General features: G+C 69.1%; 15 protein-coding genes and 3 rRNA genes. 12 read left to right on the forward strand and 6 right to left on the reverse strand.

Features of this window, described 5'->3' with window-relative positions; translation table 11 throughout:
• Window positions 1–41 precede the first annotated feature (41 nt).
• From manA to PYS65_RS21840, 4 genes are all read left to right on the forward strand, one after another.
• On the forward strand, window positions 42–1,193 hold the full coding sequence (gene manA / locus PYS65_RS21825) for a mannose-6-phosphate isomerase, class I (protein ID WP_279335621.1): 1,152 nt from the start codon (window positions 42–44) through the stop codon (window positions 1,191–1,193).
• Window positions 1,194–1,337: 144 nt separating this feature from the next.
• The gene (locus PYS65_RS21830) at window positions 1,338–2,312 is read left to right on the forward strand and encodes a cation diffusion facilitator family transporter (RefSeq protein WP_279335622.1); all 975 of its coding nucleotides are present in this window, start codon (window positions 1,338–1,340) and stop codon (window positions 2,310–2,312) included.
• 302 nt (window positions 2,313–2,614) lie between these two features.
• Window positions 2,615–4,072: an adenosylhomocysteinase gene (gene ahcY / locus PYS65_RS21835; protein ID WP_279335623.1), complete on the forward strand. Its 1,458-nt coding sequence runs from the start codon at window positions 2,615–2,617 to the stop codon at window positions 4,070–4,072.
• A gap of 151 nt (window positions 4,073–4,223) precedes the next feature.
• The gene (locus PYS65_RS21840; protein WP_279335624.1) at window positions 4,224–4,838 is read left to right on the forward strand and encodes a hypothetical protein; all 615 of its coding nucleotides are present in this window, start codon (window positions 4,224–4,226) and stop codon (window positions 4,836–4,838) included.
• A gap of 32 nt (window positions 4,839–4,870) precedes the next feature.
• Here the strand turns inward: PYS65_RS21840 and PYS65_RS21845 are convergent, their stop codons facing one another.
• A complete protein-coding gene (locus PYS65_RS21845) occupies window positions 4,871–5,902 on the reverse strand; it encodes an RDD family protein (RefSeq protein ID WP_279335625.1) in 1,032 nt (343 codons plus the stop codon).
• A gap of 188 nt (window positions 5,903–6,090) precedes the next feature.
• Here PYS65_RS21845 and PYS65_RS21850 point away from each other — a divergent pair, with 188 nt between their 5' ends.
• The 4 genes from PYS65_RS21850 to rrf all read left to right on the forward strand — a co-directional run bounded on the left by PYS65_RS21850 (window position 6,091) and on the right by rrf (window position 12,817).
• Window positions 6,091–7,098, forward strand: a complete 1,008-nt coding sequence (locus tag PYS65_RS21850) for a stage II sporulation protein M (RefSeq protein ID WP_279335626.1) — start codon at window positions 6,091–6,093, stop codon at window positions 7,096–7,098.
• Window positions 7,099–7,659: 561 nt separating this feature from the next.
• Window positions 7,660–9,188 (forward strand): 16S ribosomal RNA (locus PYS65_RS21855).
• A 301-nt stretch (window positions 9,189–9,489) separates the two neighbouring features.
• Window positions 9,490–12,612: ribosomal RNA gene (locus tag PYS65_RS21860) — 23S ribosomal RNA — on the forward strand.
• Window positions 12,613–12,700: 88 nt separating this feature from the next.
• A 5S ribosomal RNA gene (gene rrf, locus PYS65_RS21865) occupies window positions 12,701–12,817 on the forward strand.
• Together the 16S, 23S and 5S rRNA genes form the textbook arrangement of a ribosomal RNA operon.
• A gap of 96 nt (window positions 12,818–12,913) precedes the next feature.
• Here the strand turns inward: rrf and PYS65_RS21870 are convergent.
• From PYS65_RS21870 to PYS65_RS21890, 5 genes are read right to left on the reverse strand one after another with little or no spacing between them, the layout of a single operon-like run.
• Complete coding sequence (locus tag PYS65_RS21870; protein ID WP_279335627.1) at window positions 12,914–14,224, reverse strand: DUF58 domain-containing protein; 1,311 nt, start codon at window positions 14,222–14,224, stop codon at window positions 12,914–12,916.
• Entirely contained in the window at window positions 14,224–15,213 is a 990-nt protein-coding gene (locus PYS65_RS21875) for an AAA family ATPase (RefSeq protein WP_279335628.1), read from the reverse strand. The genes PYS65_RS21870 and PYS65_RS21875 overlap by 1 nt, the downstream gene beginning before the upstream one ends.
• Window positions 15,213–16,439, reverse strand: coding sequence for a DUF4350 domain-containing protein (locus PYS65_RS21880; protein WP_279335629.1), 1,227 nt, complete (start codon window positions 16,437–16,439; stop codon window positions 15,213–15,215). The genes PYS65_RS21875 and PYS65_RS21880 overlap by 1 nt, the downstream gene beginning before the upstream one ends.
• Window positions 16,436–17,230 (reverse strand): DUF4129 domain-containing protein, encoded by a 795-nt coding sequence (locus tag PYS65_RS21885; RefSeq protein WP_279335630.1) that lies wholly within the window; start codon window positions 17,228–17,230, stop codon window positions 16,436–16,438. Before PYS65_RS21885 ends, PYS65_RS21880 begins: the two co-directional genes overlap by 4 nt.
• A gap of 4 nt (window positions 17,231–17,234) precedes the next feature.
• The gene (locus tag PYS65_RS21890; protein WP_279335631.1) at window positions 17,235–18,581 is read right to left on the reverse strand and encodes a DUF7847 domain-containing protein; all 1,347 of its coding nucleotides are present in this window, start codon (window positions 18,579–18,581) and stop codon (window positions 17,235–17,237) included.
• A gap of 156 nt (window positions 18,582–18,737) precedes the next feature.
• On the opposite strand from PYS65_RS21890, the gene mtnA reads away from it, so the two are divergent.
• The 4 genes from mtnA to PYS65_RS21910 are packed head-to-tail and all read left to right on the forward strand — an operon-like array spanning window position 18,738 to window position 24,602.
• Window positions 18,738–19,886: an S-methyl-5-thioribose-1-phosphate isomerase gene (mtnA, locus tag PYS65_RS21895; RefSeq protein WP_279335632.1), complete on the forward strand. Its 1,149-nt coding sequence runs from the start codon at window positions 18,738–18,740 to the stop codon at window positions 19,884–19,886.
• Between the two features lie 4 nt (window positions 19,887–19,890).
• Window positions 19,891–20,580: a two-component system response regulator MtrA gene (mtrA, locus tag PYS65_RS21900; protein WP_193478414.1), complete on the forward strand. Its 690-nt coding sequence runs from the start codon at window positions 19,891–19,893 to the stop codon at window positions 20,578–20,580.
• A 1-nt stretch (window position 20,581) separates the two neighbouring features.
• The gene (gene mtrB / locus PYS65_RS21905; protein WP_279335633.1) at window positions 20,582–22,756 is read left to right on the forward strand and encodes an MtrAB system histidine kinase MtrB; all 2,175 of its coding nucleotides are present in this window, start codon (window positions 20,582–20,584) and stop codon (window positions 22,754–22,756) included.
• Complete coding sequence (locus tag PYS65_RS21910; protein ID WP_279335634.1) at window positions 22,746–24,602, forward strand: LpqB family beta-propeller domain-containing protein; 1,857 nt, start codon at window positions 22,746–22,748, stop codon at window positions 24,600–24,602. The genes mtrB and PYS65_RS21910 overlap by 11 nt, the downstream gene beginning before the upstream one ends.
• The last annotated feature ends 56 nt before the right edge of the window (window positions 24,603–24,658 follow it).

The following is a 24,658-nucleotide window of genomic DNA, read 5'->3' on the forward strand; positions in this document are numbered from 1 at the left end:
CCCCCGTACGAGAACCTGCCGAAGGACCCAGAGAGAACCCGATGGATCGCCTCGACAACACCATCCGCCCCTACGCCTGGGGTTCCACCACCGCCATCGCCGAACTGCTCGGCGTCGAACCGACCGGCGAGCCACAGGCGGAGATGTGGCTGGGCGCCCACCCCGGCGCGCCCTCGCGCACCGACCGGGGCACGCTCGCCGAGGTCATCGACGCCGCCCCGGAGCGGGAACTCGGCGCGGCCTCGGTCGCGAAGTTCGGCCCGCGCCTGCCCTTCCTCCTCAAACTCCTCGCCGCCGGAGGGCCCCTCTCCCTCCAGGTCCACCCCGACCTGGACCAGGCGAAGGAGGGCTACGCGGACGAGGAGCGACGCGGTGTCCCCGTCACCGCCCCGCACCGTAACTACAGGGACGCCAACCACAAGCCCGAACTGGTCTGCGCACTCACCGACTTCGACGGTCTGTGCGGCTTCCGCGACCCGCGGCAGGCCGCCGAACTGCTCGACGCCCTCGGCGTGGACTCCCTCAAGCCGTACGTCGACCTGCTGCGCGCCCGCCCCGAGGACGCGGCCCTGCGCGAGGTCCTCACCGCGATCCTCACCGCCGACCGCGACGAGGTGACCCGGACCGTCACGGAAACGGCCGCCGCCTGCGAACGCCTCGGCGGCGACCACGCCCCGTACGCCGAGATCGCCCGCCACTACCCGGGCGACCCCGGCGTCATCGCCGCCATGCTCCTCCACCACGTCCGGCTCCAGCCCGGCGAGGCCCTCTACCTCGGAGCCGGCGTTCCGCACGCCTACCTGAACGGCCTCGGCGTCGAGATCATGGCCAACTCCGACAACGTCCTGCGCTGCGGGCTGACCCCCAAGCACGTCGACGTCCCCGAACTCCTGCGCATCGTCCGCTTCGAGCCCCGCGACCCCGGCGTGCTGCGCCCGGAGGCCGCACCGGACGGCGAGGAACTCTACGAAACCCCCACCGACGAGTTCCGGCTCTCCCGTTACGTCCTCCCGGCCGGCGGCACCACTCACGACCTCACGCTGGCCACCCCGCAGATCCTGCTCTGCACGGCCGGTTCGGTACGGGCCGGTGAGCACGAGCTGTCCCCGGGCACCTCGGTGTTCGTACCGGCGGGCGAGAAGGCCGACGTCTCCGGCACCGGAACCCTGTTCAGGGCCACTGTCGTCATCTGACCCACCGATGGCGCTTTTCTGACAACCCTTAGCCCGATCGGGCTGCAACAATGTCCCCCCGTCAAAGGACAGTCGGAGCCCGGGCGGCGTACGAAGACGTCCGCCCGGGCCCGTGAACGGCGTACGAAGGGACAACGCGAACACATGAGCGCGTCAGGCGGCACCAAGGCGATCGTCGCGGCACTCGCCGCCAACGCCGCGATCGCGGTAGCGAAGTTCGTGGCGTTCCTCTTCAGCGGTTCCTCCTCGATGCTCGCCGAATCGGTGCACTCCGTGGCCGACTCCGGCAACCAGGCCCTGCTGCTGGTCGGCGGGAAGCGGGCACAGCGACAGGCCACCCCGCAACACCCCTTCGGCTACGGCCGCGAGCGCTACATCTACGCCTTCCTCGTCTCCATCGTGCTGTTCTCGCTCGGTGGCATGTTCGCCCTCTACGAGGGCTACGAGAAGATCAAGAACCCGCACGAGCTCACGCACTGGTACTGGCCGGTCGGTGTCCTCGTCTTCGCGATCATCGCCGAGGCCTTCTCCTTCCGCACCGCCATCAAGGAGTCCAACGCCCTGCGCGGCAAGCGCTCCTGGAAGGAGTTCGTCCGCCACTCCAAGGCCCCCGAACTGCCCGTCGTCCTCCTGGAGGACCTCGGTGCCCTCGTAGGCCTCGTCCTCGCCCTCGGCGGTGTCGGGCTCGCCCTGCTGACCGGCGACAGCGTCTGGGACGGCGTCGGCACCCTCTGCATCGGCGTCCTGCTCGTCCTGATCGCCCTGGTCCTCGCGGTGGAGACGAAGTCGCTGCTGCTCGGCGAGGCCGCGGGCGCCGAGGAGACCCGGAAGATCGAGGCCGCCGTCGTCGACGGCGACACCGTCACCCGCGTCATCCACATGCGCACCCTCCACATCGGCCCCGAGGAACTCCTGGTCGCCGCGAAGATCGCCGTACGGCACGACGACACGGCCGCGGAGGTCGCCGCCGCCATCGACGCCGCCGAGTCCCGCATCCGCGAAGCCGTCCCGATCGCCCGCGTGATCTACCTGGAGCCCGACATCTACAGCGAGGCCGAATCCGCCAAGGGCGCCGACGCCGAGGCCACCCCCGGCGGCCCGGCCCGGACGGAACACTGACCCCGGCCCCGGATCTGGCCCCGGCCGTCCGTGTTCGGCCTCCGTGTCCGAGGGTCGGCCTGATGTGTTCGGTGACTCACTGGGGAGGACCGGGCCGGTCGGTGTAGCTTGGGACGAAGCCAGACGTCGCTGCTGATGGCGGTCGGGCGGTCCCTGCGGACCGGCCGAGGGAGAGAGGGCCTCCGACGGACTGCGCTGCGCCGCACGCGGGCATGCCCGTGTCCTCCTCGGGCACCCTTGTGTCCGCCGCCGCGCAGACCAGCCGTACCCACCTCGACCCACACCCCGAGGAGCAGCTCTTCATGACGACTGTCGACAACCGACAGGACTTCAAGGTCGCCGACCTCTCCCTGGCCGCCTTCGGCCGCAAGGAGATCACCCTCGCCGAGCACGAGATGCCCGGCCTGATGGCGATCCGCAAGGAGTACGCCGAGGCGCAGCCCCTGGCCGGCGCCCGTGTCACCGGTTCCCTGCACATGACGGTGCAGACCGCCGTCCTCATCGAGACCCTGACCGCCCTCGGCGCCCAGGTCCGCTGGGCGTCCTGCAACATCTTCTCCACCCAGGACCACGCCGCGGCCGCCATCGCCGTCGGCCCGAACGGCACGCCCGAGAACCCGCAGGGCGTCCCGGTCTTCGCCTGGAAGGGCGAGACGCTGGAGGAGTACTGGTGGTGCACGGAGCAGGCGCTGTCCTGGCCGGACACCCCCACCGGCGGCCCGAACATGATCCTGGACGACGGCGGTGACGCCACCCTCCTGGTCCACAAGGGCGTCGAGTACGAGAAGGACGGCAAGGTCCCCTCGCCCGACACCGCCGAGTCCGACGAGCACCGCGTCATCCTCGAACTCCTCACCCGCACGGTGGCCGAGTCGCCGCAGAAGTGGACCCAGCTGGCGTCCGAGATCCGCGGCGTGACCGAGGAGACCACCACCGGCGTCCACCGCCTGTACGAGATGCACCGTGACGGCACCCTGCTGTTCCCGGCGATCAACGTGAACGACGCCGTCACCAAGTCGAAGTTCGACAACAAGTACGGCTGCCGCCACTCCCTGATCGACGGCATCAACCGCGCCACCGACGTCCTCATCGGCGGCAAGACCGCCGTCGTCTGCGGCTACGGCGACGTCGGCAAGGGCTGCGCGGAGTCCCTCCGGGGGCAGGGCGCCCGTGTGATCATCACCGAGATCGACCCGATCTGCGCCCTGCAGGCGGCGATGGACGGTTACCAGGTCACGACGCTGGACGAGGTCGTCGAGACGGCCGACATCTTCGTCACCACGACCGGCAACAAGGACATCATCATGGCCGCCGACATGGCCAAGATGAAGCACCAGGCCATCGTCGGCAACATCGGCCACTTCGACAACGAGATCGACATGGCCGGCCTCGCCCGGATCCCCGGCATCGTCAAGGACGAGGTCAAGCCGCAGGTCCACACCTGGACCTTCCCCGACGGGAAGGTGCTCATCCTCCTCTCCGAGGGCCGCCTGCTGAACCTGGGCAACGCCACCGGTCACCCGTCGTTCGTGATGTCCAACTCCTTCGCGGACCAGACCCTGGCCCAGATCGAGCTGTTCACCAAGCCCGACGAGTACCCGACCGGCGTCTACGTGCTGCCCAAGCACCTGGACGAGAAGGTCGCCCGCCTGCACCTCGACGCGCTCGGCGTGAAGCTGACCACGCTCCGTCCCGAGCAGGCCGAGTACATCGGCGTGACGGTCGAGGGCCCGTACAAGTCGGACCACTACCGCTACTGAGCCCACGCACCCGCCGTGGGGAGCGCACCGGTCCGTCGGCGCGCTCCCCGGCAGCGGACCCGTCCGGGACAGGCCCCCGCACCCCCGTGTCGGGGGCCTGTCCCATGGGTCGGCCGGCGACCGGCCCGGCCCGTCAAGATCCAGGACCCCCATGCCCCGCGGCCGTTATTCGCTCCACGATCCGCACGATCACACCCCCCTCGCCGAAGAGCACTTCCAGTGCGCCCCCGGCCCCTCCGGCTGGCGCTACGTCTCCCAGCTCACCGCCCCCTCCGGCGATCACCTGGGCTCGGTCGACCTCGCCCTCGACGAACTCGGCCGCCCCATCCGGCTCGAACTGCACGCCGCGAGCTGGCAGGTCCGCGGTGCCGCTCTCGACGGCGTCACCTGGGTCCGTACCGACCCGACCGGAACCCACGCCACCGAAGGCAATGCGCGCGCCCACGCCTTCACCGGTTCGTCCCCGGCGTTCCTCGTCGCCACCGCCCGTCTGCTGCGCCTCACCCCCTCCGCTTCGGCCACCCGCGTACGCCTCGTCGCCCTCACCGATCCGGTGCTCGCCCCGCGCACCGTGGACCAGTCCTGGGCCTTGGTGAGAAGAGAAGCACACGCCACTGACAACGGCCCCCTGACCGTGGACGAATACCAGGTCACGGCCCTGGACACGGGCGAGCAGCACGCCGTGCACCTCGCCGGGGACGTGGTCCTCGCGGCCCCCGGCATCGAACTCGAGGACCTCGAATCACCGCCCTCGGTCTTCGACTGACCGAAGACGCGAGCGACCGGCCCGCCCCCGGCCTACGCCGGTGGCACGAACCCGGTCGAGGGGCCCTCGGCCGACGGTGAGGCGGGCGCGGGGGACGCGGCAGGCGTGGCAGGTACGGGAGGCGACGCGGGCCCGGGGGGAGCAACGGCGGGAGCGGAGGGACCCGCCGGAGCGGCGGTAGCGGACGGGTACGGGGACGGCGGAGCCGCATGGTGCGCGGGAGGTCCGTACGCACCCGCCGGACCATATGAACCCGCCGGACCGTACGCGCCCGCCGGACCGACGGCACCGACCGGCCCGCCCCCTGCGGCAGCGGTCTGTCCGAAGGCACGCCGCGCCTCCCGGACCTGCCGCTCCTGCACCACCGCCGCCAGATACGCCGCCGCCGGCACGCCCTGCGGCACCGGCGCTCCGGTCCGGTCCGCCAGGTCCGCCGCCAACCGCTCCGCCATCGCCCGGCCCACCTGCGGGTCCAGCTGCCGCATCCGCGTCAGGTACTGGCGGACGGCGAGCCACAGACCGTCGGGCACCGCGGACAGATCGAGCCCGGAGAAACGACCGGCCAGCCAGGGCGGAGGCGGCGGTACGAACCCCACCGGCCCGACCGGCAGCCTCTCCCGCACGACCAGGGTCCCCGCGAAGACATCCCCGAGCCGTCGCCCCCGCGACGACGCCAGCGAGGCGATGCACGCGATGACGCCCATCGTCATGAGGATCTCGATCACACCGATCAAGCCCCGTACCAGCGCGTGCCGGAAGCGGATCGGGCCCCCGTCGTCCCGCACGACCCGCAGCCCGCACGCCATCTTCCCGAGCGACCGCCCGTGACTGAGCGTCTCGACCGCGATCGGCCCGCCCACCAGCAACAACACGAACATCGCGATGGAGATCGCGGTCTGCGCCGCCTCGTCCAGGGAGGCCGTGGCAGCCACCAGCGCGATGGTCGCCACGATGTACACCGTCACGGCCACGGCCAGGTCGAGCAGCACGGCCAGCGCCCTGCTGGGCACCTTCGCGGGGCGCAACTCCAGCGCCACCGCCTCGCCCGTCACCAGCTCACTCATGTCCGCACGTCCTTCCCTGGCCTGCCCCGAACACCGCCAGTCTGCCAAGCTGATGACACATCGCATCGCGGTACGACCAGCTGATCATGTCGTACGACTCATGCCGTACGGCCCATGAGGCCGCCCCGCACGACCGACGACGAGCCTTCGGCCCAGAGCCGACGAACAGCCGAGGAGCAGGCACACCGATGGACCTCGACGTCTTCGTCTCCGCCCACCGCGCGGAGTGGGACCGCCTCGACACCCTGCTCCGGCGCCAGCGCCGCCTGACCGGCGCCGAGGCCGACGAACTCGTCGTGCTCTACCAGCGCACGGCCACCCACCTGTCGCTGATCCAGTCCGCGGCTCCCGACCCCCAGCTCACCGGCAGGCTCAGCCAGCTGGTGGCACGCGCGCGTGGCGCCGTGACAGGAGCCCGCCGCGCGTCCTGGCGGGACGTCACACACTTCCTCTCCCACAGCTTCCCGGCCGCCGTCTACCGAGCGCGCCACTGGTGGGTGCCCACCGCACTGCTCTCCACCGCCGTCGCGGCCCTCCTCGGCTGGTGGATAGGTACCCACCCCGAGGTCCAGGCCTCCATCGCCGCCCCCGGCGAACTGCGCGAGCTCACCCGACCCGGTGGCCAGTACGAGACGTACTACTCCAGCAATCCCGCGGCCTCCTTCGCCGCCCAGGTCTGGACGAACAACGCGTGGGCAGCCGCCCTCTGCCTGATCCTGGGTGTCTTCCTGGGCCTGCCGGTGATCTGGATCCTCTTCCAGAACATGCTCAACCTGGGTATCGGCTTCGGCCTGATGGCCTCCGCCGGCCGGCTCGACATCTTCCTCGGTCTCGTGCTGCCCCATGGCCTCCTGGAACTGACTGCGGTCTTCGTCGCCGCCGGCACCGGGCTGCGCCTCGGCTGGACCCTCATCGACCCGGGCCCACGGCTCCGACGCAGGGCCCTCGCGGAGGAGGGCCGAGCAGCACTGGCCATGGCGATAGGCCTTGCGCTGGTTCTCTTCGTCTCTGGCGCGATCGAAGGCTTCGTCACCCCCTCGGGGCTTCCCACCTGGGCCCGCATCAGCATCGGCGTCGTCGCGGAGCTGCTCTTCCTCGTCTACGTCTATGTCGTGGGCGGACGTGCGGCGCGTGCCGGGGAGACCGGTGACCTGGAGGCCGCCGAGCGCAGCGCGGCCGTACCCACGGCCGCCTGATGTGCGAACCGGTCGGCTGAGCTGCTAGTCTCCTCTTCGCCCCGCAGGAACCGTTGACACGGATCGTGTGGGGAGGTAGATTCGAACAGTTGCCTGGAGCAGGGTCCCTGGATCCGCAGCGGCAACGGTGAGCATCTGACTGCTTCTCGATAATTCAAACTTTCGACGAAGCCACTCCCGATGAATCGGAAAGCTACGGCCGGTCAATCCGGCGCGAAACTTCTGATAAAGTCGGAGCCGCCGGAAAGGGAAACGCGAAAAGCGCAGACCCGGAAGGCGAAACCCCGAGGAAATCGGACCGGAAAGATCTGATAGAGTCGGAAACGCAAGACCGAAGGGAAGCGCCCGGAGGAAAACCCGCCAGGGTGAGTACAAAGGAAGCGTCCGTTCCTTGAGAACTCAACAGCGTGCCAAAAATCAACGCCAGATATGTTGATACCCCGTCTCCGGCCTCCGGCCGGGACGCGGTTCCTTTGAAACACACAGCGAGGACGCTGTGAACCGCCGGATCATTCCTCCGGCGGTTCCGCTCCCGTGGTGTCCCCGGAACACCGGGAAGCATTCACGGAGAGTTTGATCCTGGCTCAGGACGAACGCTGGCGGCGTGCTTAACACATGCAAGTCGAACGATGAAGCCCCTCGGGGCGGATTAGTGGCGAACGGGTGAGTAACACGTGGGCAATCTGCCCTGCACTTCGGGACAAGCCCTGGAAACGGGGTCTAATACCGGATACCCGTTTCCGCAGGCATCTGCGGAAACGGAAAGCTCCGGCGGTGCAGGATGAGCCCGCGGCCTATCAGCTGGTTGGTGAGGTAACGGCTCACCAAGGCGACGACGGGTAGCCGGCCTGAGAGGGCGACCGGCCACACTGGGACTGAGACACGGCCCAGACTCCTACGGGAGGCAGCAGTGGGGAATATTGCACAATGGGCGCAAGCCTGATGCAGCGACGCCGCGTGAGGGACGACGGCCTTCGGGTTGTAAACCTCTTTCAGCAGGGAAGAAGCGCAAGTGACGGTACCTGCAGAAGAAGCGCCGGCTAACTACGTGCCAGCAGCCGCGGTAATACGTAGGGCGCGAGCGTTGTCCGGAATTATTGGGCGTAAAGAGCTCGTAGGCGGCCTGTCGCGTCAATTGTGAAAGCCCGGGGCTCAACCCCGGGTCTGCAGTCGATACGGGCAGGCTAGAGTTCGGTAGGGGAGATCGGAATTCCTGGTGTAGCGGTGAAATGCGCAGATATCAGGAGGAACACCGGTGGCGAAGGCGGATCTCTGGGCCGACACTGACGCTGAGGAGCGAAAGCGTGGGGAGCGAACAGGATTAGATACCCTGGTAGTCCACGCCGTAAACGGTGGGCACTAGGTGTGGGCGACATTCCACGTCGTCCGCGCCGCAGCTAACGCATTAAGTGCCCCGCCTGGGGAGTACGGCCGCAAGGCTAAAACTCAAAGGAATTGACGGGGGCCCGCACAAGCAGCGGAGCATGTGGCTTAATTCGACGCAACGCGAAGAACCTTACCAAGGCTTGACATACACCGGAAACACCTGGAGACAGGTGCCCCCTTGTGGTCGGTGTACAGGTGGTGCATGGCTGTCGTCAGCTCGTGTCGTGAGATGTTGGGTTAAGTCCCGCAACGAGCGCAACCCTTGTCCCGTGTTGCCAGCACGCCCCTTCGGGGGTGGTGGGGACTCACGGGAGACCGCCGGGGTCAACTCGGAGGAAGGTGGGGACGACGTCAAGTCATCATGCCCCTTATGTCTTGGGCTGCACACGTGCTACAATGGCCGGTACAATGAGCTGCGATACCGCGAGGTGGAGCGAATCTCAAAAAGCCGGTCTCAGTTCGGATTGGGGTCTGCAACTCGACCCCATGAAGTCGGAGTTGCTAGTAATCGCAGATCAGCATCGCTGCGGTGAATACGTTCCCGGGCCTTGTACACACCGCCCGTCACGTCACGAAAGTCGGTAACACCCGAAGCCGGTGGCCCAACCCCTTGCGGGAGGGAGCCGTCGAAGGTGGGACTGGCGATTGGGACGAAGTCGTAACAAGGTAGCCGTACCGGAAGGTGCGGCTGGATCACCTCCTTTCTAAGGAGCACTTCTCACCGGCCTCCGGGCCGGTCAGGGGCCAGTACACCGGCGTACGTCCGGTGCTGGTTGCTCATGGGTGGAACGTTGATTATTCGGCATCTTCAGCCCGCTCGGGCTGCCAGTACTGTCCTTCGGGGCGTGGAACGCAGGCCGCGGGGGATGAGGGTGCCGGGCACGCTGTTGGGTGTCTGAGGGAACGAACCCTCAGTTGCCGACCCCGGTACAGCACCGCCCCTGGCGGTGTGTGACGGGTGGTTGGTCGTTGTTTGAGAACTGCACAGTGGACGCGAGCATCTGTGGCCAAGTTTTTAAGGGCGCACGGTGGATGCCTTGGCACCAGGAACCGATGAAGGACGTGGGAGGCCACGATAGTCCCCGGGGAGCCGTCAACCAGGCTGTGATCCGGGGGTTTCCGAATGGGGAAACCCGGCAGTCGTCATGGGCTGTCACCCTTGCCTGAACACATAGGGCAAGCGGAGGGAACGCGGGGAAGTGAAACATCTCAGTACCCGCAGGAAGAGAAAACAACCGTGATTCCGGGAGTAGTGGCGAGCGAAACCGGACGAGGCCAAACCGTATGCGTGTGAGACCCGGCAGGGGTTGCGCATACGGGGTTGTGGGATCTCTCTTCTGTTGTCTGCCGGCAACAGGACGAGTCAGAAACCGCTGAGGTAGACGAAGGACATGCGAAAGGTCCGGCGCAGAGGGTAAGACCCCCGTAGTCGAAACGTCAGCGGCTCGTTGGAGAGACACCCAAGTAGCACGGGGCCCGAGAAATCCCGTGTGAATCCGGCGGGACCACCCGCCAAGCCTAAATATTCCCTGGTGACCGATAGCGGACAGTACCGTGAGGGAATGGTGAAAAGTACCGCGGGAGCGGAGTGAAATAGTACCTGAAACCGTGTGCCTACAAGCCGTGGGAGCGTCGCATGCAGGCTTGCCTGCATGTCGTGACTGCGTGCCTTTTGAAGAATGAGCCTGCGAGTTTGCGGTGTGTTGCGAGGTTAACCCGGGTGGGGAAGCCGTAGCGAAAGCGAGTCCGAACAGGGCGCTTCAGTAGCACGCTCAAGACCCGAAGCGGAGTGATCTAGCCATGGGCAGGTTGAAGCGGAGGTAAGACTTCGTGGAGGACCGAACCCACCAGGGTTGAAAACCTGGGGGATGACCTGTGGTTAGGGGTGAAAGGCCAATCAAACTCCGTGATAGCTGGTTCTCCCCGAAATGCATTTAGGTGCAGCGTCGCGTGTTTCTTGCCGGAGGTAGAGCACTGGATAGGCGATGGGCCCTACCGGGTTACTGACCTTAGCCAAACTCCGAATGCCGGTAAGTGAGAGCGCGGCAGTGAGACCGTGGGGGATAAGCTCCATGGTCGAGAGGGAAACAGCCCAGAGCATCGACTAAGGCCCCCAAGCGTACGCTAAGTGGGAAAGGATGTGGAGTCGCACAGACAACCAGGAGGTTGGCTTAGAAGCAGCCATCCTTGAAAGAGTGCGTAATAGCTCACTGGTCTAGTGATTCCGCGCCGACAATGTAGCGGGGCTCAAGCGTACCGCCGAAGTCGTGTCATTGCGATATCAACCCCCAACGGGGATCGTGATGGGTAGGGGAGCGTCGTGTGCCGGGTGAAGCAGCCGCGGAAGCGAGTTGTGGACGGTTCACGAGTGAGAATGCAGGCATGAGTAGCGATACACACGTGAGAAACGTGTGCGCCGATTGACCAAGGGTTCCTGGGTCAAGCTGATCTGCCCAGGGTAAGTCGGGACCTAAGGCGAGGCCGACAGGCGTAGTCGATGGACAACCGGTTGATATTCCGGTACCCGCTGTGAAGCGCAAGACATCGAACCAGGCGATGCTAAGTCCGTGAAGCCGCCCCGATCTCTTCGGAGTTGAGGGGAGTGGTGGAGCCGACGGACCAGACCTGCAGTAGGTGAGTGATGGGGTGACGCAGGAAGGCAGTCCAGCCCGGGCGGTGGTTGTCCCGGGGTAAGGGTGTAGCCCGAGTGGTAGGCAAATCCGCCACTCATCCAGGGTGAGACCCGATGCCGAGCCGATTGTGGCGAAGTGGATGATCCTATGCTGTCGAGAAAAGCCTCTAGCGAGTTTCATGGCGGCCCGTACCCTAAACCGACTCAGGTGGTCAGGTAGAGAATACCGAGGCGTTCGGGTGAACTATGGTTAAGGAACTCGGCAAAATGCCCCCGTAACTTCGGGAGAAGGGGGGCCATCACCGGTGAGGGAACGTGCTTCCTGAGCTGGGGGTGGCCGCAGAGACCAGCGAGAAGCGACTGTTTACTAAAAACACAGGTCCGTGCGAAGCCGTAAGGCGAGGTATACGGACTGACGCCTGCCCGGTGCTGGAACGTTAAGGGGACCGGTCAGCTCCATTTCGGTGGGGCGAAGCTGAGAACTTAAGCGCCAGTAAACGGCGGTGGTAACTATAACCATCCTAAGGTAGCGAAATTCCTTGTCGGGTAAGTTCCGACCTGCACGAATGGCGTAACGACTTCTCGACTGTCTCAACCATAGGCCCGGTGAAATTGCACTACGAGTAAAGATGCTCGTTTCGCGCAGCAGGACGGAAAGACCCCGGGACCTTTACTACAGTTTGATATTGGTGTTCGGTTCGGCTTGTGTAGGATAGCTGGGAGACTGTGAGCCCGCCACGCCAGTGGTGGGGGAGTCGTCGTTGAAATACCAGTCTGGTCGTGCTGGATGTCTAACCTGGGTCCGTGATCCGGATCAGGGACAGTGTCTGATGGGTAGTTTAACTGGGGCGGTTGCCTCCTAAAGAGTAACGGAGGCGCCCAAAGGTTCCCTCAGCCTGGTTGGCAATCAGGTGGTGAGTGTAAGTGCACAAGGGAGCTTGACTGTGAGACCGACGGGTCGAGCAGGGACGAAAGTCGGGACTAGTGATCCGGCGGTGGCTTGTGGAAGCGCCGTCGCTCAACGGATAAAAGGTACCCCGGGGATAACAGGCTGATCTTCCCCAAGAGTCCATATCGACGGGATGGTTTGGCACCTCGATGTCGGCTCGTCGCATCCTGGGGCTGGAGTCGGTCCCAAGGGTTGGGCTGTTCGCCCATTAAAGCGGTACGCGAGCTGGGTTTAGAACGTCGTGAGACAGTTCGGTCCCTATCCGCTGCGCGCGCAGGAGTCTTGAGAAGGGCTGTCCCTAGTACGAGAGGACCGGGACGGACGAACCTCTGGTGTGCCAGTTGTCCTGCCAAGGGCATGGCTGGTTGGCTACGTTCGGGAGGGATAACCGCTGAAAGCATCTAAGCGGGAAGCCTGCTTCGAGATGAGGGCTCCCACCCACTTGATGGGGTAAGGCTCCCAGTAGACGACTGGGTTGATAGGCCGGATATGGAAGCGCCGTAAGGTGTGGAGTTGACCGGTACTAATAGGCCGAGGGCTTGTCCTCAGTTGCTCGCGTCCACTGTGTTGGTTCTGAAACCACGAACGACCCCATGCCGGGCCACGGCGTGGTGCGGTTGAGTGTTTCATAGTGTTTCGGTGGTCATAGCGTAGGGGAAACGCCCGGTTACATTCCGAACCCGGAAGCTAAGCCTTATAGCGCCGATGGTACTGCAGGGGGGACCCTGTGGGAGAGTAGGACGCCGCCGAACAAATTGTGGGAGAGCCCCGCACCGATATGGTGCGGGGCTTTCTGCATTTCAGGGGCAGGTCTCCCACCTGCCCTTTTCTGGTCGTGGGGTTCTTTGTCAGAGGCGACCCGCTGCTTTCAGTGCCAGATAGGCGTCGGCCAGTGCCGGCGCCAGACCGTCCGGGGTCGCGTCGACGACGGTGACGCCGTGGCGGCGGAGCTGCTCCGCTGTCCGGTCGCGTTCGGTCTGGGCCTGAGCGGCGGCCGCCGCCTCGTACACCGCATCGGCGTTTCCGCGGACTTTCGACATCTGGGCCAGGTGGGGGTCCGCGACCGATGCGAGCAGCACTGTGTGCCGCTGGGTGAGTTGGGCCAGTACGGGAAGCAGTCCCTCCTCGATGGGGGCCGTGTCGAGCGTGGTGAACAGGACGATCAGAGAACGGCGGGGGGCCGTCCGCAGGGCCGTGGCGGTGAGGCTCCGGGCGTCGGTTTCGACGAGCTCCGGTTCGAGCGTGGCCATGGCGTTGACCAGGGATGGGAGGACATCGCCCGCGGACCGGCCCTGTACGAGGGCGCGGAGGCGGCGGTCGTGGGCGAGGAGGTCCACGCGGTCGCCGGCCCTGGAGGCGAGCGCCGCGAGGAGCAGGGCCGCGTCCATGGAGGCGTCGAGGCGGGGGATGTCGCCGACACGGCCCGCGGAGGTGCGGCCGGTGTCGAGGACGAGCAGGATGTGGCGGTCTCGCTCGGGGCGCCAGGTGCGTACCGCCACGGCGGACTGGCGGGCCGTGGCACGCCAGTCGATGGAGCGGGTGTCGTCGCCGGGAACGTACTCGCGCAGGCTGTCGAACTCCGTGCCCTCACCGCGGGTCAGGACGCTGGTGCGGCCGTCCAGTTCGCGCAGGCGGGCCAGTTTGGACGGCAGGTGCTTGCGGCTGGTGAACGGCGGCAGCACCCGTACCGTCCAGGGAACCTGGTGCGTGCCCTGGCGGGCGAAGAGACCGAGCGGGCCGTAGGAGCGGATGGTGACGCGGTCGGCTTGGCGGTCGCCCCGGCGGGTGGGACGCAGCCGGGTGGTGATGCGCCGGCGTTCACCGGCGGGGACCGACAGACGGTGGCGGGAGGCCGCCACCTCGGTGCCGGGCTGCCAACTGCTAGGGGGCCAGGCGTCACGGATGCGGGCACGGAGCGGACGGCGGGACGTGTTGGTGAGCGTCAGGGTGACGTCCGCGCTGTCGCCCAGCCGCACCGAGGTGTCGCCGGAGCGGCTCAGGCCGAGCCCGCGTACGGGGGCGGCCAGGGCGAAGTCGCAGGCACAGGCCACCGCCAAGGGAGCGTTGACGGCGAGGATGCCCGTCCAGCCGGGTTCCCAGATGCCGACGGGGAGAGAGCCGAGTGCCGCGAGGAGGGCGGCGCGTCCGGTGAAGGCCATCAGCGGGGGACGGGGACGTGGGCGAGGATGGCGTTGATGACCGAGTCGGTCGTGACGCCTTCCATCTCGGCCTCCGGCCGGAGCTGTACGCGGTGGCGGAGGGTGGGGAGGGCGAGGGCCTTGACGTCGTCGGGGGTGACGTAGTCGCGTCCCGTCAGCCAGGCCCAGGCGCGGGCGGTGGACAGGAGGGCGGTGGCTCCTCGGGGGGAGACGCCCAGGGCCAGGGACGGCGATTCACGCGTGGCGCGGACGATGTCGACGACGTAGGCGGTGATCTCGGGGGAGACCGTCGTCCTGGCGACCGCGGCGCGGGCCGCTTCCAGGTCGGCGGCGCTCGCGACGGGGCGTACGCCGGCGGCACGCAGGTCGCGGGGGTCGAAGCCCTCGGTGTGGCGGGTGAGGACGTCGATCTCGTCCTGGCGGGACGGGAGGGGGATGGTGAGCTTGAGGAGGAAGCGGTCGAGCTGTGCCTCGGGGAGGGGGTAGGTGCCCTCGTACTCCACGGGGTTCTGGGTGGCGGCGACGAGGAAGGGTTCCGGGAGGAGGCGGGGGGTGCCGTCGACGGTGACCTGCCGTTCCTCCATGGCCTCCAGGAGCGACGCCTGGGTCTTCGGGGGCGTGCGGTTGATCTCGTCGGCGAGGAAGAGGTTGGTGAAGACGGGGCCGGGCTGGAAGGAGAACTCCGCGGTGCGGGCGTCGTAGACCAGGGAGCCGGTGACGTCGCTCGGCATCAGGTCGGGGGTGAACTGGACGCGTTTGGTGTCGAGTTCCAGAGCAGCGGCGAGAGTGCGGACGAGCAGTGTCTTGGCGACGCCGGGAACGCCTTCGAGGAGCACGTGGCCGCGGCACAGCAGGGCGACGGCGAGGCCGGTGACAGCGGGGTCCTGGCCGACCACGGCTTTGGCGATCTCGGCGCGCAGGGCCTCCAGGGAGGCCCTGGCGGCGGCCGGATCCCCGGTGTGCGCGGCGTTGTCAGTGGTCGGGTCCATCATGGACGGCGTACCTCTCTTTCGAGGGCGTCGAGTCGGTCGGCGAGGGAGGTCAGGGCCGCGTCGTCGCCGGGCGGCGGGCCGAACAGGAGATCGTGTGGGGAGGGCTGCTGTCCGTCGCCGTGCAGGCGGGCGGACAGGGCGGGCAGCAGGGCCTCGGGTGCGTGTGCCTGGGAGGCGGGGACGCCTACGAGGGGGGCGAGGCGGGTGCGTGTGGTGGAGCGAAGAGCGGCGGCCGCGCGGTCCCGGGCGTTCGCCTTGCGGTAGAGGCGGGCGCGGCCTTCGACGGTTTCGGAGGCGCGGATCGCGACGGGAAGTCTTTCGGGCACGAGGGGGCCGAGCCGGCGTGCCCGCCACAGGGCGGCCAGGGCTGCGGCGATGAAGAGCTGCAGGGTGCCCCAGAGCCAGCCGGAGGGGAGCAGGTCGAAGAAGCCGCTCTCGCCGTCCTCGGAGGCGGCGGAGGCGTCGGCGAGTGAGGGGAGGTACCAGACCAGATGGGGGCGCGAGCCGAGGAGTTGGAGGGCGAGCGAGGCGTTGCCGTGCTCGCCGAGGCGGTCGTTGAGGAGGATGTCGGGGGCACCGATGAGGACGGTGTCGCCGCCGCCGGTGGCCGCGGGGATGCGCAGCAGGGTGGCCAGGCGCTCGCTGGGGTAGCACTCGTCCACGTCGAGGTGGGTGGTGGTGTAGCGGATGCCGCCCGTGTCCGCGGTGCCCGCGCTGCGGGCGGCGGGCAGGGAGCAGCGGGGGGAGAGGGTGGAGCCGAAGCTGGTGGCCGGATCGGCGACGACACCCGGGGCGAGCCGGTCGACGGACGCGCTGCCGGAGGAGACCAGGACGGTGCGGCCGCCGGAGTCGGCGATTGCGGCGTGCAGTCTCGACTGCTGGCGGTGGGTCAGGCGGTCGGGGACGGCGACCAGGAGGGTCGTGTCGGGGCTCGCGGCGGCGGACGCCTCCTGCAGGGTGGTGACCACGCGCGTGTCCACACCGCGGTCGGCGAGGAGTTCGGCGACGGCGCGGCTGCCGTGGGGGTCGGCGGAGCGCGGGTCGAGTTCGCCGTGGCGGGCGTCGGAGCGGACCACGGCGATCACGACGGCCGCCACGATCAGCAGGACGAGCGCGAGGACGACACCTCGCGCGCGGGTCCACACCTGGCGGGTGGTGGGCGAGGCCGAGGTGGAGGTGGAGGTGGAGGTGGAGGTGGAGGGGAGCGTTACCTCGGTCGTCATCCGGCGGCTCCCTGGCGGGCGCTGCCGCCCGTGTTGTCGCTGCGGTCGCTGGTGTTCGTGCCGTCGCCGTTGCCGTGGCCGGCAGCGGTGCCCGCGAGCCGGGGTTTGCTGCGTTCCAGGTCACGGTCGAGTTCGGTGAGGTGCCGGTACGACTGTTCCGTCGCGGTCCGGCCGCCGTACGTGACGTCGTCGAAGCTCCGCGCGGCGGTGTGCAGCCGGTCGGCGTGGGCGGGCAGGGTACGGCCCGCCTCGGCTGCCGCCTCGTCGGCGGTGCGGCCCGGGCGGATGTCGAGCAGGGCCCGTTCCTCCAGGGCGCGGACGACGGCGCGCATGCGTTCCTGCACGGCCTGGTTCCAGTGGCCCTGGGCGGCGTGTGCCTCGGCGGCCGCGCGGTGTTCGGCGGCGCTGCGGGGCCGGTCGTCGAACAGCGCGGGCGCGGAGGCCGGCCCGCGTCGCGGGGTGCCCAGCCGCCACCACAGGGCGCCCAGGACGGCGACCACGGCGGCGATGACGACGATCAGTCCGAGCGCACCGCCGGGCGTCGCGGTGGCGGCGGCGTCGAACAGCTTGCCGACCCATTCCCAGAAGGTGTCCAGGACCTGTTCGAACCAGCTGGGATCGTTCTCGTGGTACATCTGCTTGGACAGTTCGCGCCGGGCCGCCTCCCGCGCGGGATCGCGCGGGATGGTGACGGGCGGCTCGCCGTCGCCGCGCAGCAGTGTGTGCACGGTGCCGCCGGCGGCTTCGGACAGCGCCCGCGCCGAAGTGAGAACTCCCCCCGTGGTGTGCACCCCCTCAGCTCCCCGGGGTGGTGCCGGGACCGTACCCCTGGATGCCGGCGGCGCGGCCCAGTTCGAGGTCGAGGGCTTCGCGGCGGATGCGCTGGTCGACGTAGAGGAGCACGGTGACGCCGGCCGTGATCGGGAACGTGATCGTGGAGCCGATGACCGAGCCGATCCCGCTGATGATGAGGAACGCCCAGCTGATGTCGCCGCCGGTGCCGTCGAGGAAACCGGAGACACCGCCACTGCCGAACGCCGTGGCGACGAGGGCGAAGGGGATGACGACGATCGACGCGACGACGTTCGCGATGATCAGTGCGAGCAGCTGGATGCCGAAGATCCGCCACCAGGAGCCGCGCACCAGCTTCGCGGACCGGCTCAGCGCCTTCATGACGCCCTGCTTCTCCAGCATCAGCGTGGGCACGGACAGCGAGAAGCGGACCCACAGCCACACGGCGACGACGCCACCGCCGATGACGCCCAGCACGGTGAGCGGCGCGCCGGGCGGACCGCCCACCGTGGCGGTCACGAGGATGCCGGGCAGCGCGCCCACGGCGATGACGGCGACAGCGATGAGCAGCAGCAGGAAGATCAGGCCGTACAGCTTCAGGACCTGGGGACGGTCGGTGCGCCAGGCCTCGGCGGCGGTGACCGACGTGCCGAGCACGGCACGGCTGGTGACCGTCGCGAGCAGGGCGGTGGCGGTGAGGGCGCCGATCAGGGTGATCATGGAGACCATCCCGCTGTTGAGCAGGGAGGCGCCCAGGGCGCCGGTCAGCTCGTCGAGGGTGGCGCTCGGGTCGCTGAGTGCCGCGGCGCTGGAGCTGTCCAGGAACAGTCCCTGGACGAGGACGACGACGAGCTGGATGAGGACAGCGATGGTCAGCGAGAGGCCGAGGACCGTGCGCCAGTGGGTGCGCATGGTGGAGACCGCGCCGTCGAGGATCTCGCCCACACCGAGCGGGCGGAGCGGGATCACACCGGGCTTCGCGGCGGGCGGGGGACCGCCCCAGCCGCCTCCCCAGGCCCCGTAACCGCCGGGACTTCCGTAGCCGCCTGGGCCGCCGTATCCTCCGGGCCCCGTGGGGCCGCCGGGGGGCGGGGTGCCCCATCCCGGGCCGGGCGGTGCGGGATGGGGAGCCTGGCCGGGGCCCGTGGCGCCGGGCGGGCCGGTGGGCGCGGACCACTGGCTGGGCGGTGGCTGCTCCTTCGACCACTTGACGCCCGGCCCCTGAGGCGCGTGCTGCCCCGGCTGCTCGGGGTGCGGGCGGTCTGCGGGCCCGGCAGGCCGGGACTCGCCCGGTTCCTGCCCGTCGGACGGGGCGGATCCGGGCGAGGCCCAGCCCGGAGTGTCGTTCATCGTCGCTCCTTCACGGTGCCCGTCCGCGGTCGCGGCGGCAGGTTCGCAGCCATCGTGCCATGGGGTGTTCGTCAACGGACCTGCCGGACCTGTCGGATCCGGCGAGGGACGGGCTGTACCTTCAATTGTCCGCGTCCCAGGGGGCAGACTGGCCGCATGGCTGATCAGTACGCACACGGCAGCGACGACAAACGGCCGACCGAGATCCCTGCGCTCCGCTGGGAAGAGCCACCCGAAGGGCCCGTTCTGATCCTTCTCGACCAGACGAGACTGCCGGCCGAGGAGGTCGAGCTGGTCTGCACGGACGCACCCGCGCTGGTGGAGGCGATCCGCTCGCTGGCCGTGCGCGGTGCGCCGCTGCTGGGCATCGCCGGTGCGTACGGCGTCGCACTCGCCGCCGCACGGGGCTTCGACGTGGACGACGCCGCGGCCGCGCTGGAGGGCGCCCGGCCCACCGCGGTGAACCTCGCGGTGGGGGTGCGCCGGGCCCTCGCCGCCCACCGGGGCGTTCTCGCCCGGGGTGGCGACGAGCGGGAGGCGGCGGTGGCCGCGCTGGCCGCGGCACGGCGGCTGCACCGCGAGGACGCCGAGGCCAGCGCGCGGATGGCCGGGCACGGACTGACGCTGCTGGACGAACTGCTGCCCGGTGGCGGACACCGGATCCTCACCCACTGCAACACCGGCTCACTGGTGTCGGGCGGCGAGGGAACGGCGTTCGCGGTGGCGCTGGCGGCGCACCGGGCGGGCCGTCTCAGGAGGCTGTGGGTGGACGAAACGCGTCCGTTGCTGCAAGGTGCTCGCCTGACGGCATACGAGGCGGCCCGCCGCGGAATGGCGTACACCCTGCTCACCGACAGCGCGGCGGGATCGCTGTTCGCGGCCGGTGAGGTGGACGCGGTACTGATAGGGGCGGACCGCATCGCGGCCGACGGCTCGGTGGCGAACAAGGTGGGGAGCTATCCGCTCGCGGTGCTGGCGCGGTACCACCACGTGCCGTTCATCGTCGTGGCCCCGGTGACGACGGTGGATCCGCAGACGCCGGACGGGGCCTCCATCGAGGTCGAGCAGCGCCCCGGGCATGAAGTGACCGAGGTCACCGCACCACGGGTGCCGGTGGCCGGAATTGAAGCGGGAGGCGGGATTCTTGTGGCACCCCTGGGGACCCAGGCGTACAACCCGGCGTTCGACGTGACACCACCGGAACTGGTGACGGCGATCGTCACGGAGGAAGGTGCCGTCTCACCCGTGACGACCGAGGCCCTGGCCGAGCTGTGCGCCAGGTCACGCCCGGTCACGATGAGCTAATGGGATGATGTCGTTTATGAAGGGAAGAGTCCTTGTCGTCGACGACGACACCGCACTGGCCGAGATGCTCGGCATTGTGTTGCGTGGTGAAGGTTTTGAACCGTCTTTCGTAGCCGACGGCGACAAGGCGCTGGCCGCTTTCCGTGAGGCCAAGCCCGACCTGGTGCTGCTCGATCTGATGCTGCCCGGCCGGGACGGTATCGAGGTGTGCCGCCTGATCAGGGCGGAGTCCGGGGTGCCGATCGTGATGCTCACGGCGAAGAGCGACACCGTCGATGTCGTGGTGGGCCTGGAGTCCGGTGCCGACGACTACATCGTCAAGCCGTTCAAGCCGAAGGAACTGGTCGCCCGGATCCGGGCGCGGCTGCGCAGGTCGGAGGAGCCTGCGCCGGAACAGCTCGCCATCGGCGACCTGGTGATCGACGTGGCCGGACACTCCGTGAAGCGGGAGGGGCAGTCGATCGCGCTGACCCCGCTGGAGTTCGACCTGCTGGTCGCGCTGGCCCGCAAGCCGTGGCAGGTGTTCACGCGGGAGGTGCTGCTGGAACAGGTCTGGGGGTACCGCCACGCGGCCGACACCCGGCTGGTGAACGTCCATGTCCAGCGGCTGCGCTCCAAGGTCGAGAAGGACCCGGAGAAGCCGGAGATCGTGGTGACCGTCCGTGGCGTCGGATACAAGGCAGGACCGAGCTGACATGTCCGGGGACAGTGCCGCTTCGGCGCCCGGCCGGTCCGGGGACCGACCGGAGCGGCCTGTCGGCCTGCCGTCCGGCAGCCGGGCACCAGGGCGCTCCCCCCGGGGGCGCCTGCTCAAGGACGGGCTGCTGCAGGGCGGAGTCCAGGGCAGCCCGGTGATCCGCCTGTTCGTGCGCTGGGTACGCCGGCCGTTGCTGCCCGTCATGCGGCTGTGGCGGCGGAACATCCAGCTGAAGGTGGTCGTCACCACGCTGCTGATGTCGCTGGGCGTGGTCCTGCTGCTGGGCTTCGTCGTCATCGGCCAGGTACGCAACGGTCTGCTGGACGCCAAGGTGAAGGCGTCGCAGAGCCAGGCCACCGGCGGGTTCGCGGTGGCCAAGCAGCAGGCCGACGAGGCCTCGAGCGGCACCGGTGAGGACGCGGTCGCGGTGGGCGACCGGTCCTCGCAGAGCGTCATCCAGTGGATGAGTGACCTCGTGGAGTCGCTCTCCAGCGGCGGTCAGGGGGCTTTCGACGTGGTCACCCTGCCCATGGACGACGAGAGCGGCGGCGGGCGTGGCCCGCGTGCCTCGGGGCACGTCGACCCGTCGCAGAGCGTGCCCGGGAACCTGCGGGACAGGATCGACACCAACACCGCGGCGGCCCAGCGGTACACGCGGATCGTCTACAGCAACGGCGCGGACTCGCAGCCCGGCCTGGTCATCGGCAAGCAGGTCAACGACCCCAACGGTGATCCGTACCAGCTGTACTACCTCTTCCCGCTCACGCAGGAGGAGAAGTCGCTGAGCCTGGTCAAGGGCACTCTGGCGACCGCGGGGCTGTTCGTCGTCGTCCTCCTCGGGGCGATCGCCTGGCTCGTGGTGCGGCAGGTCGTGACGCCGGTGCGGATGGCCGCCGGGATCGCGGAGCGGCTGTCCGCCGGGCGTCTCCAGGAACGGATGAAGGTCACCGGTGAGGACGACATCGCGCGGCTCGGCGAGGCATTCAACAAGATGGCGCAGAACCTCCAGCTGAAGATCAACCAGCTCGAGGAGCTGTCGCGGATGCAGCGCCGTTTCGTGTCGGACGTCTCCCACGAACTGCGGACGCCGCTGACGACCGTACGGATGGCCGCGGACGTCATCCATGAGGCGCGTGAGGACTTCGACCCGATCACCGCGCGGTCGGCCGAACTGCTCGCGGACCAGATCGACCGGTTCGAGTCGCTGCTTTCGGACCTGCTGGAGATCAGCCGTTTCGACGCGGGCGCGGCGGCGCTCGAGGCGGAGCCGATAGACCTGCGCGAAGTCGTACGGCGCGTGGTCAGCGGGGCCGAGCCGCTCGCCGAGCGCAAGGGCACGCCGATCAAGATCGTCGGCGACCAGCAGCCCGTCGTCGCCGAGGCCGACGCGCGACGCGTGGAGCGCGTCCTGCGCAACCTCGTCGTCAACGCCGTGGAGCACGGCGACGGCAAGGACGTGGTCGTCAAGCTCGCCGCGGCGGGCGGGGCGGTCGCGGTCGCGGTGCGGGACTACGGTGTCGGGCTCAAGCCCGGTGAGGCGACCCGGGTCTTCAGCCGCTTCTGGCGGGCGGACCCGGCACGTGCGCGCACCACCGGCGGTACGGGACTGGGGCTGTCCATCGCCCTGGAGGACGCGCGGCTGCACGGCGGCTGGCTCCAGGCATGGGGCGAGCCGGGCGGCGGCTCGCAGTTCCGGCTGACGCTGCCCAGGACGGCCGACGAACCGCTGCGGGGCTCCCCGATCCCCCTGGAGCCCAGGGATTCCCGGCGCAACAGCGGACTCGGCGGTGCCGGAGAGCCGCAGGGCGGCGGGGGCGGCGGGGACGGCAGGAAACAGTCCACCGTGCCCGCGCGGCCCGTGGACACCGACGGATCGGCCCGAGCGGCCCGCGATCCGCTCGCGACGCTCTCGGCCACCGTGGTCCCCACGGCCGACCCGACGGCACTGCCCGGCAACGGCGCGCGCGTGGTGTCGCGGCCGCCGGGGGACGGGGCGCGGCAGGGAGAGCAGGCGGGAGCCGGAGAGCCGGCCGGCGCCGACACGGGCGCCGGTTCTGGCGGCCCCGGCGGTGAGAACGGGACGGCGGTCACGGACCGGAGTGAGAACGAACCCGAGGACCGGTCCGGGGACCGGCCGGCGGACAGGCAAGGGGAGGCTTCGCGTGGGCGGTGAGCGCGCAGGACGCGGCAGGACGGCTCCGGCACGCGTGGTGGCGTACGCCACCAGCGGTGTCGTACTGCTGGCCGGGTGCGCCTCGATGCCCGACAGCGGGGATGTGCGGGGCGTGGACTCCACGCCCCGCCTGGACGCGCAGGTGCGGGTGTTCGCGATGCCGCCGAGTGAGGACGCGTCGCCGCCCCAGATCATGCAGGGCTTCCTGGAGGCGCTGACCAGTGACGATCCGGACTACAGCACCGCGCGCCAGTATCTGACCGATGAGGCGGCGAAGGTGTGGAAGCCGGAGCTGTCCACCACGGTGCTGGCGGACGGGCCGGGTGCTCAGGCCGGTTCGTCGGGCCGCGAGGACGCCGGGGAGCTCTTCTTCAAGCTGACCGGCGACAAGGTCGCCACCGTGGACGCGCAGCAGGCGTACACGGCCGACTCCGGGCCGTACGACCAGCTCGTGCATCTCACCCGGGACGTGAAGACCCGCCAGTGGCGCATCGACGGGGTGCCGCAGGGCGTCGTCATGGGCAAGTCGGACTTCCAGCGCAACTACATGTCCGTCAGCAAGTACTACTTCGCCTCGAACACCGCGGGAGCCGGTGGGGCCGACGAGGACGGTCCGTCGATGGCGGTCGCCGACCCGGTCTACGTGCGCAGCCATGTGGAGCCCACCACCCAGATGGTCCGCTCCCTCCTGGGCGGGCCCACGAACTGGCTGGACCCGGCCGTCAGGTCGAGCTTCCCCACGGGTACGGAGCTGCGCAAGGACGCCGGTCCGCTGACGGCGGACGACCAGGGCAGGCTGACCGTGCCGCTCAACGACAAGGCGGCCGACGTCGGCACCAAGAGGTGCGAGGAGATGGCGGCCCAGCTGCTGTTCACGCTGCGCAACCTCAGCCCCGCCGTGGACGAGGTCGAGCTGCGGGCCGCCGGGAAGAAGCTGTGCTCGCTGACCCAGGAGGCCACCAAGACCGTGGCCGACCGGGGATCGCTGAACCACCCCGACTACCTGTACTTCATCGACGAGGAGCACCGGCTGGTACGGATCGTCGCGGGCGGCAACGCCACCCAGCCGGAGCCGGTGCCGGGGGCGCTCGGCGAGGGCACGGCGCGGCTGCGGTCGGTGGCGGTCGCGCGGGACGAGCACGCCGCGGCCGGGGTCGCGCTCGACGGGAAGTCGCTGTACGTCGGATCGCTGGCGCCGGGCGGCTCGCTCGAGGAGCCCGTGCTGACCAGCGCGGGCAAGTCCGAGGACGACCGGCTCACCGCGCCCAGCTGGGACGCGCACGGCGGCCTGTGGGTGGCCGACCAGGATCCCGGGAACGCCCGGCTGCTCCTGCTGGAGGAGGGCGGGGGCGAACCGCTGGAAGTACGCACACCGGGCCTGGACGGACGGATCCAGGCGGTCCGGGTCGCCGCCGACGGGGTCAGGGTCGCGCTCGTCGTGGCCAAGGGCGACCGGCGGTCCCTGATGATCGGGCGGATCGAGCGGGACGGTCCGGACGGGCAGGAACGGACCACGGGCGAGCAGCCGACCGTCACCGTGGTGGAACTTCGCCCCGCGACGCCGGAGTTGGAGAAGGTCACCGCCATGTCCTGGACCGGGGACAGCCGGCTCGTGGTGGTCGGACGGGAGGAGGGAGGCGTGGAGCAGATGCGGTACGTCGAGGTCGACGGTTCCGTCCCCGAGGTGCCTCAGCCCGCCGCCCTGACCGGTGTCAAGGCGGTGACCGCCTCCCCCGACGAGCAGGTGCCGCTGGTGGCGTACTCGGTGGACGGGATCGTGCGGCTGCCGTCGGGTGCGCAGTGGCAGAAGGTGACGGAGGGGACCGCGCCGGTCTATCCGGGGTGACCGGTCCGTCCGGGGTGACCGGTCCGTCCGGGGTGGCTGGTCTATCCGGGGTGGCC

The sequence above is a fragment of the Streptomyces cathayae genome, from assembly GCF_029760955.1.
In the GTDB taxonomy this organism is placed as follows: domain Bacteria; phylum Actinomycetota; class Actinomycetes; order Streptomycetales; family Streptomycetaceae; genus Streptomyces; species Streptomyces cathayae.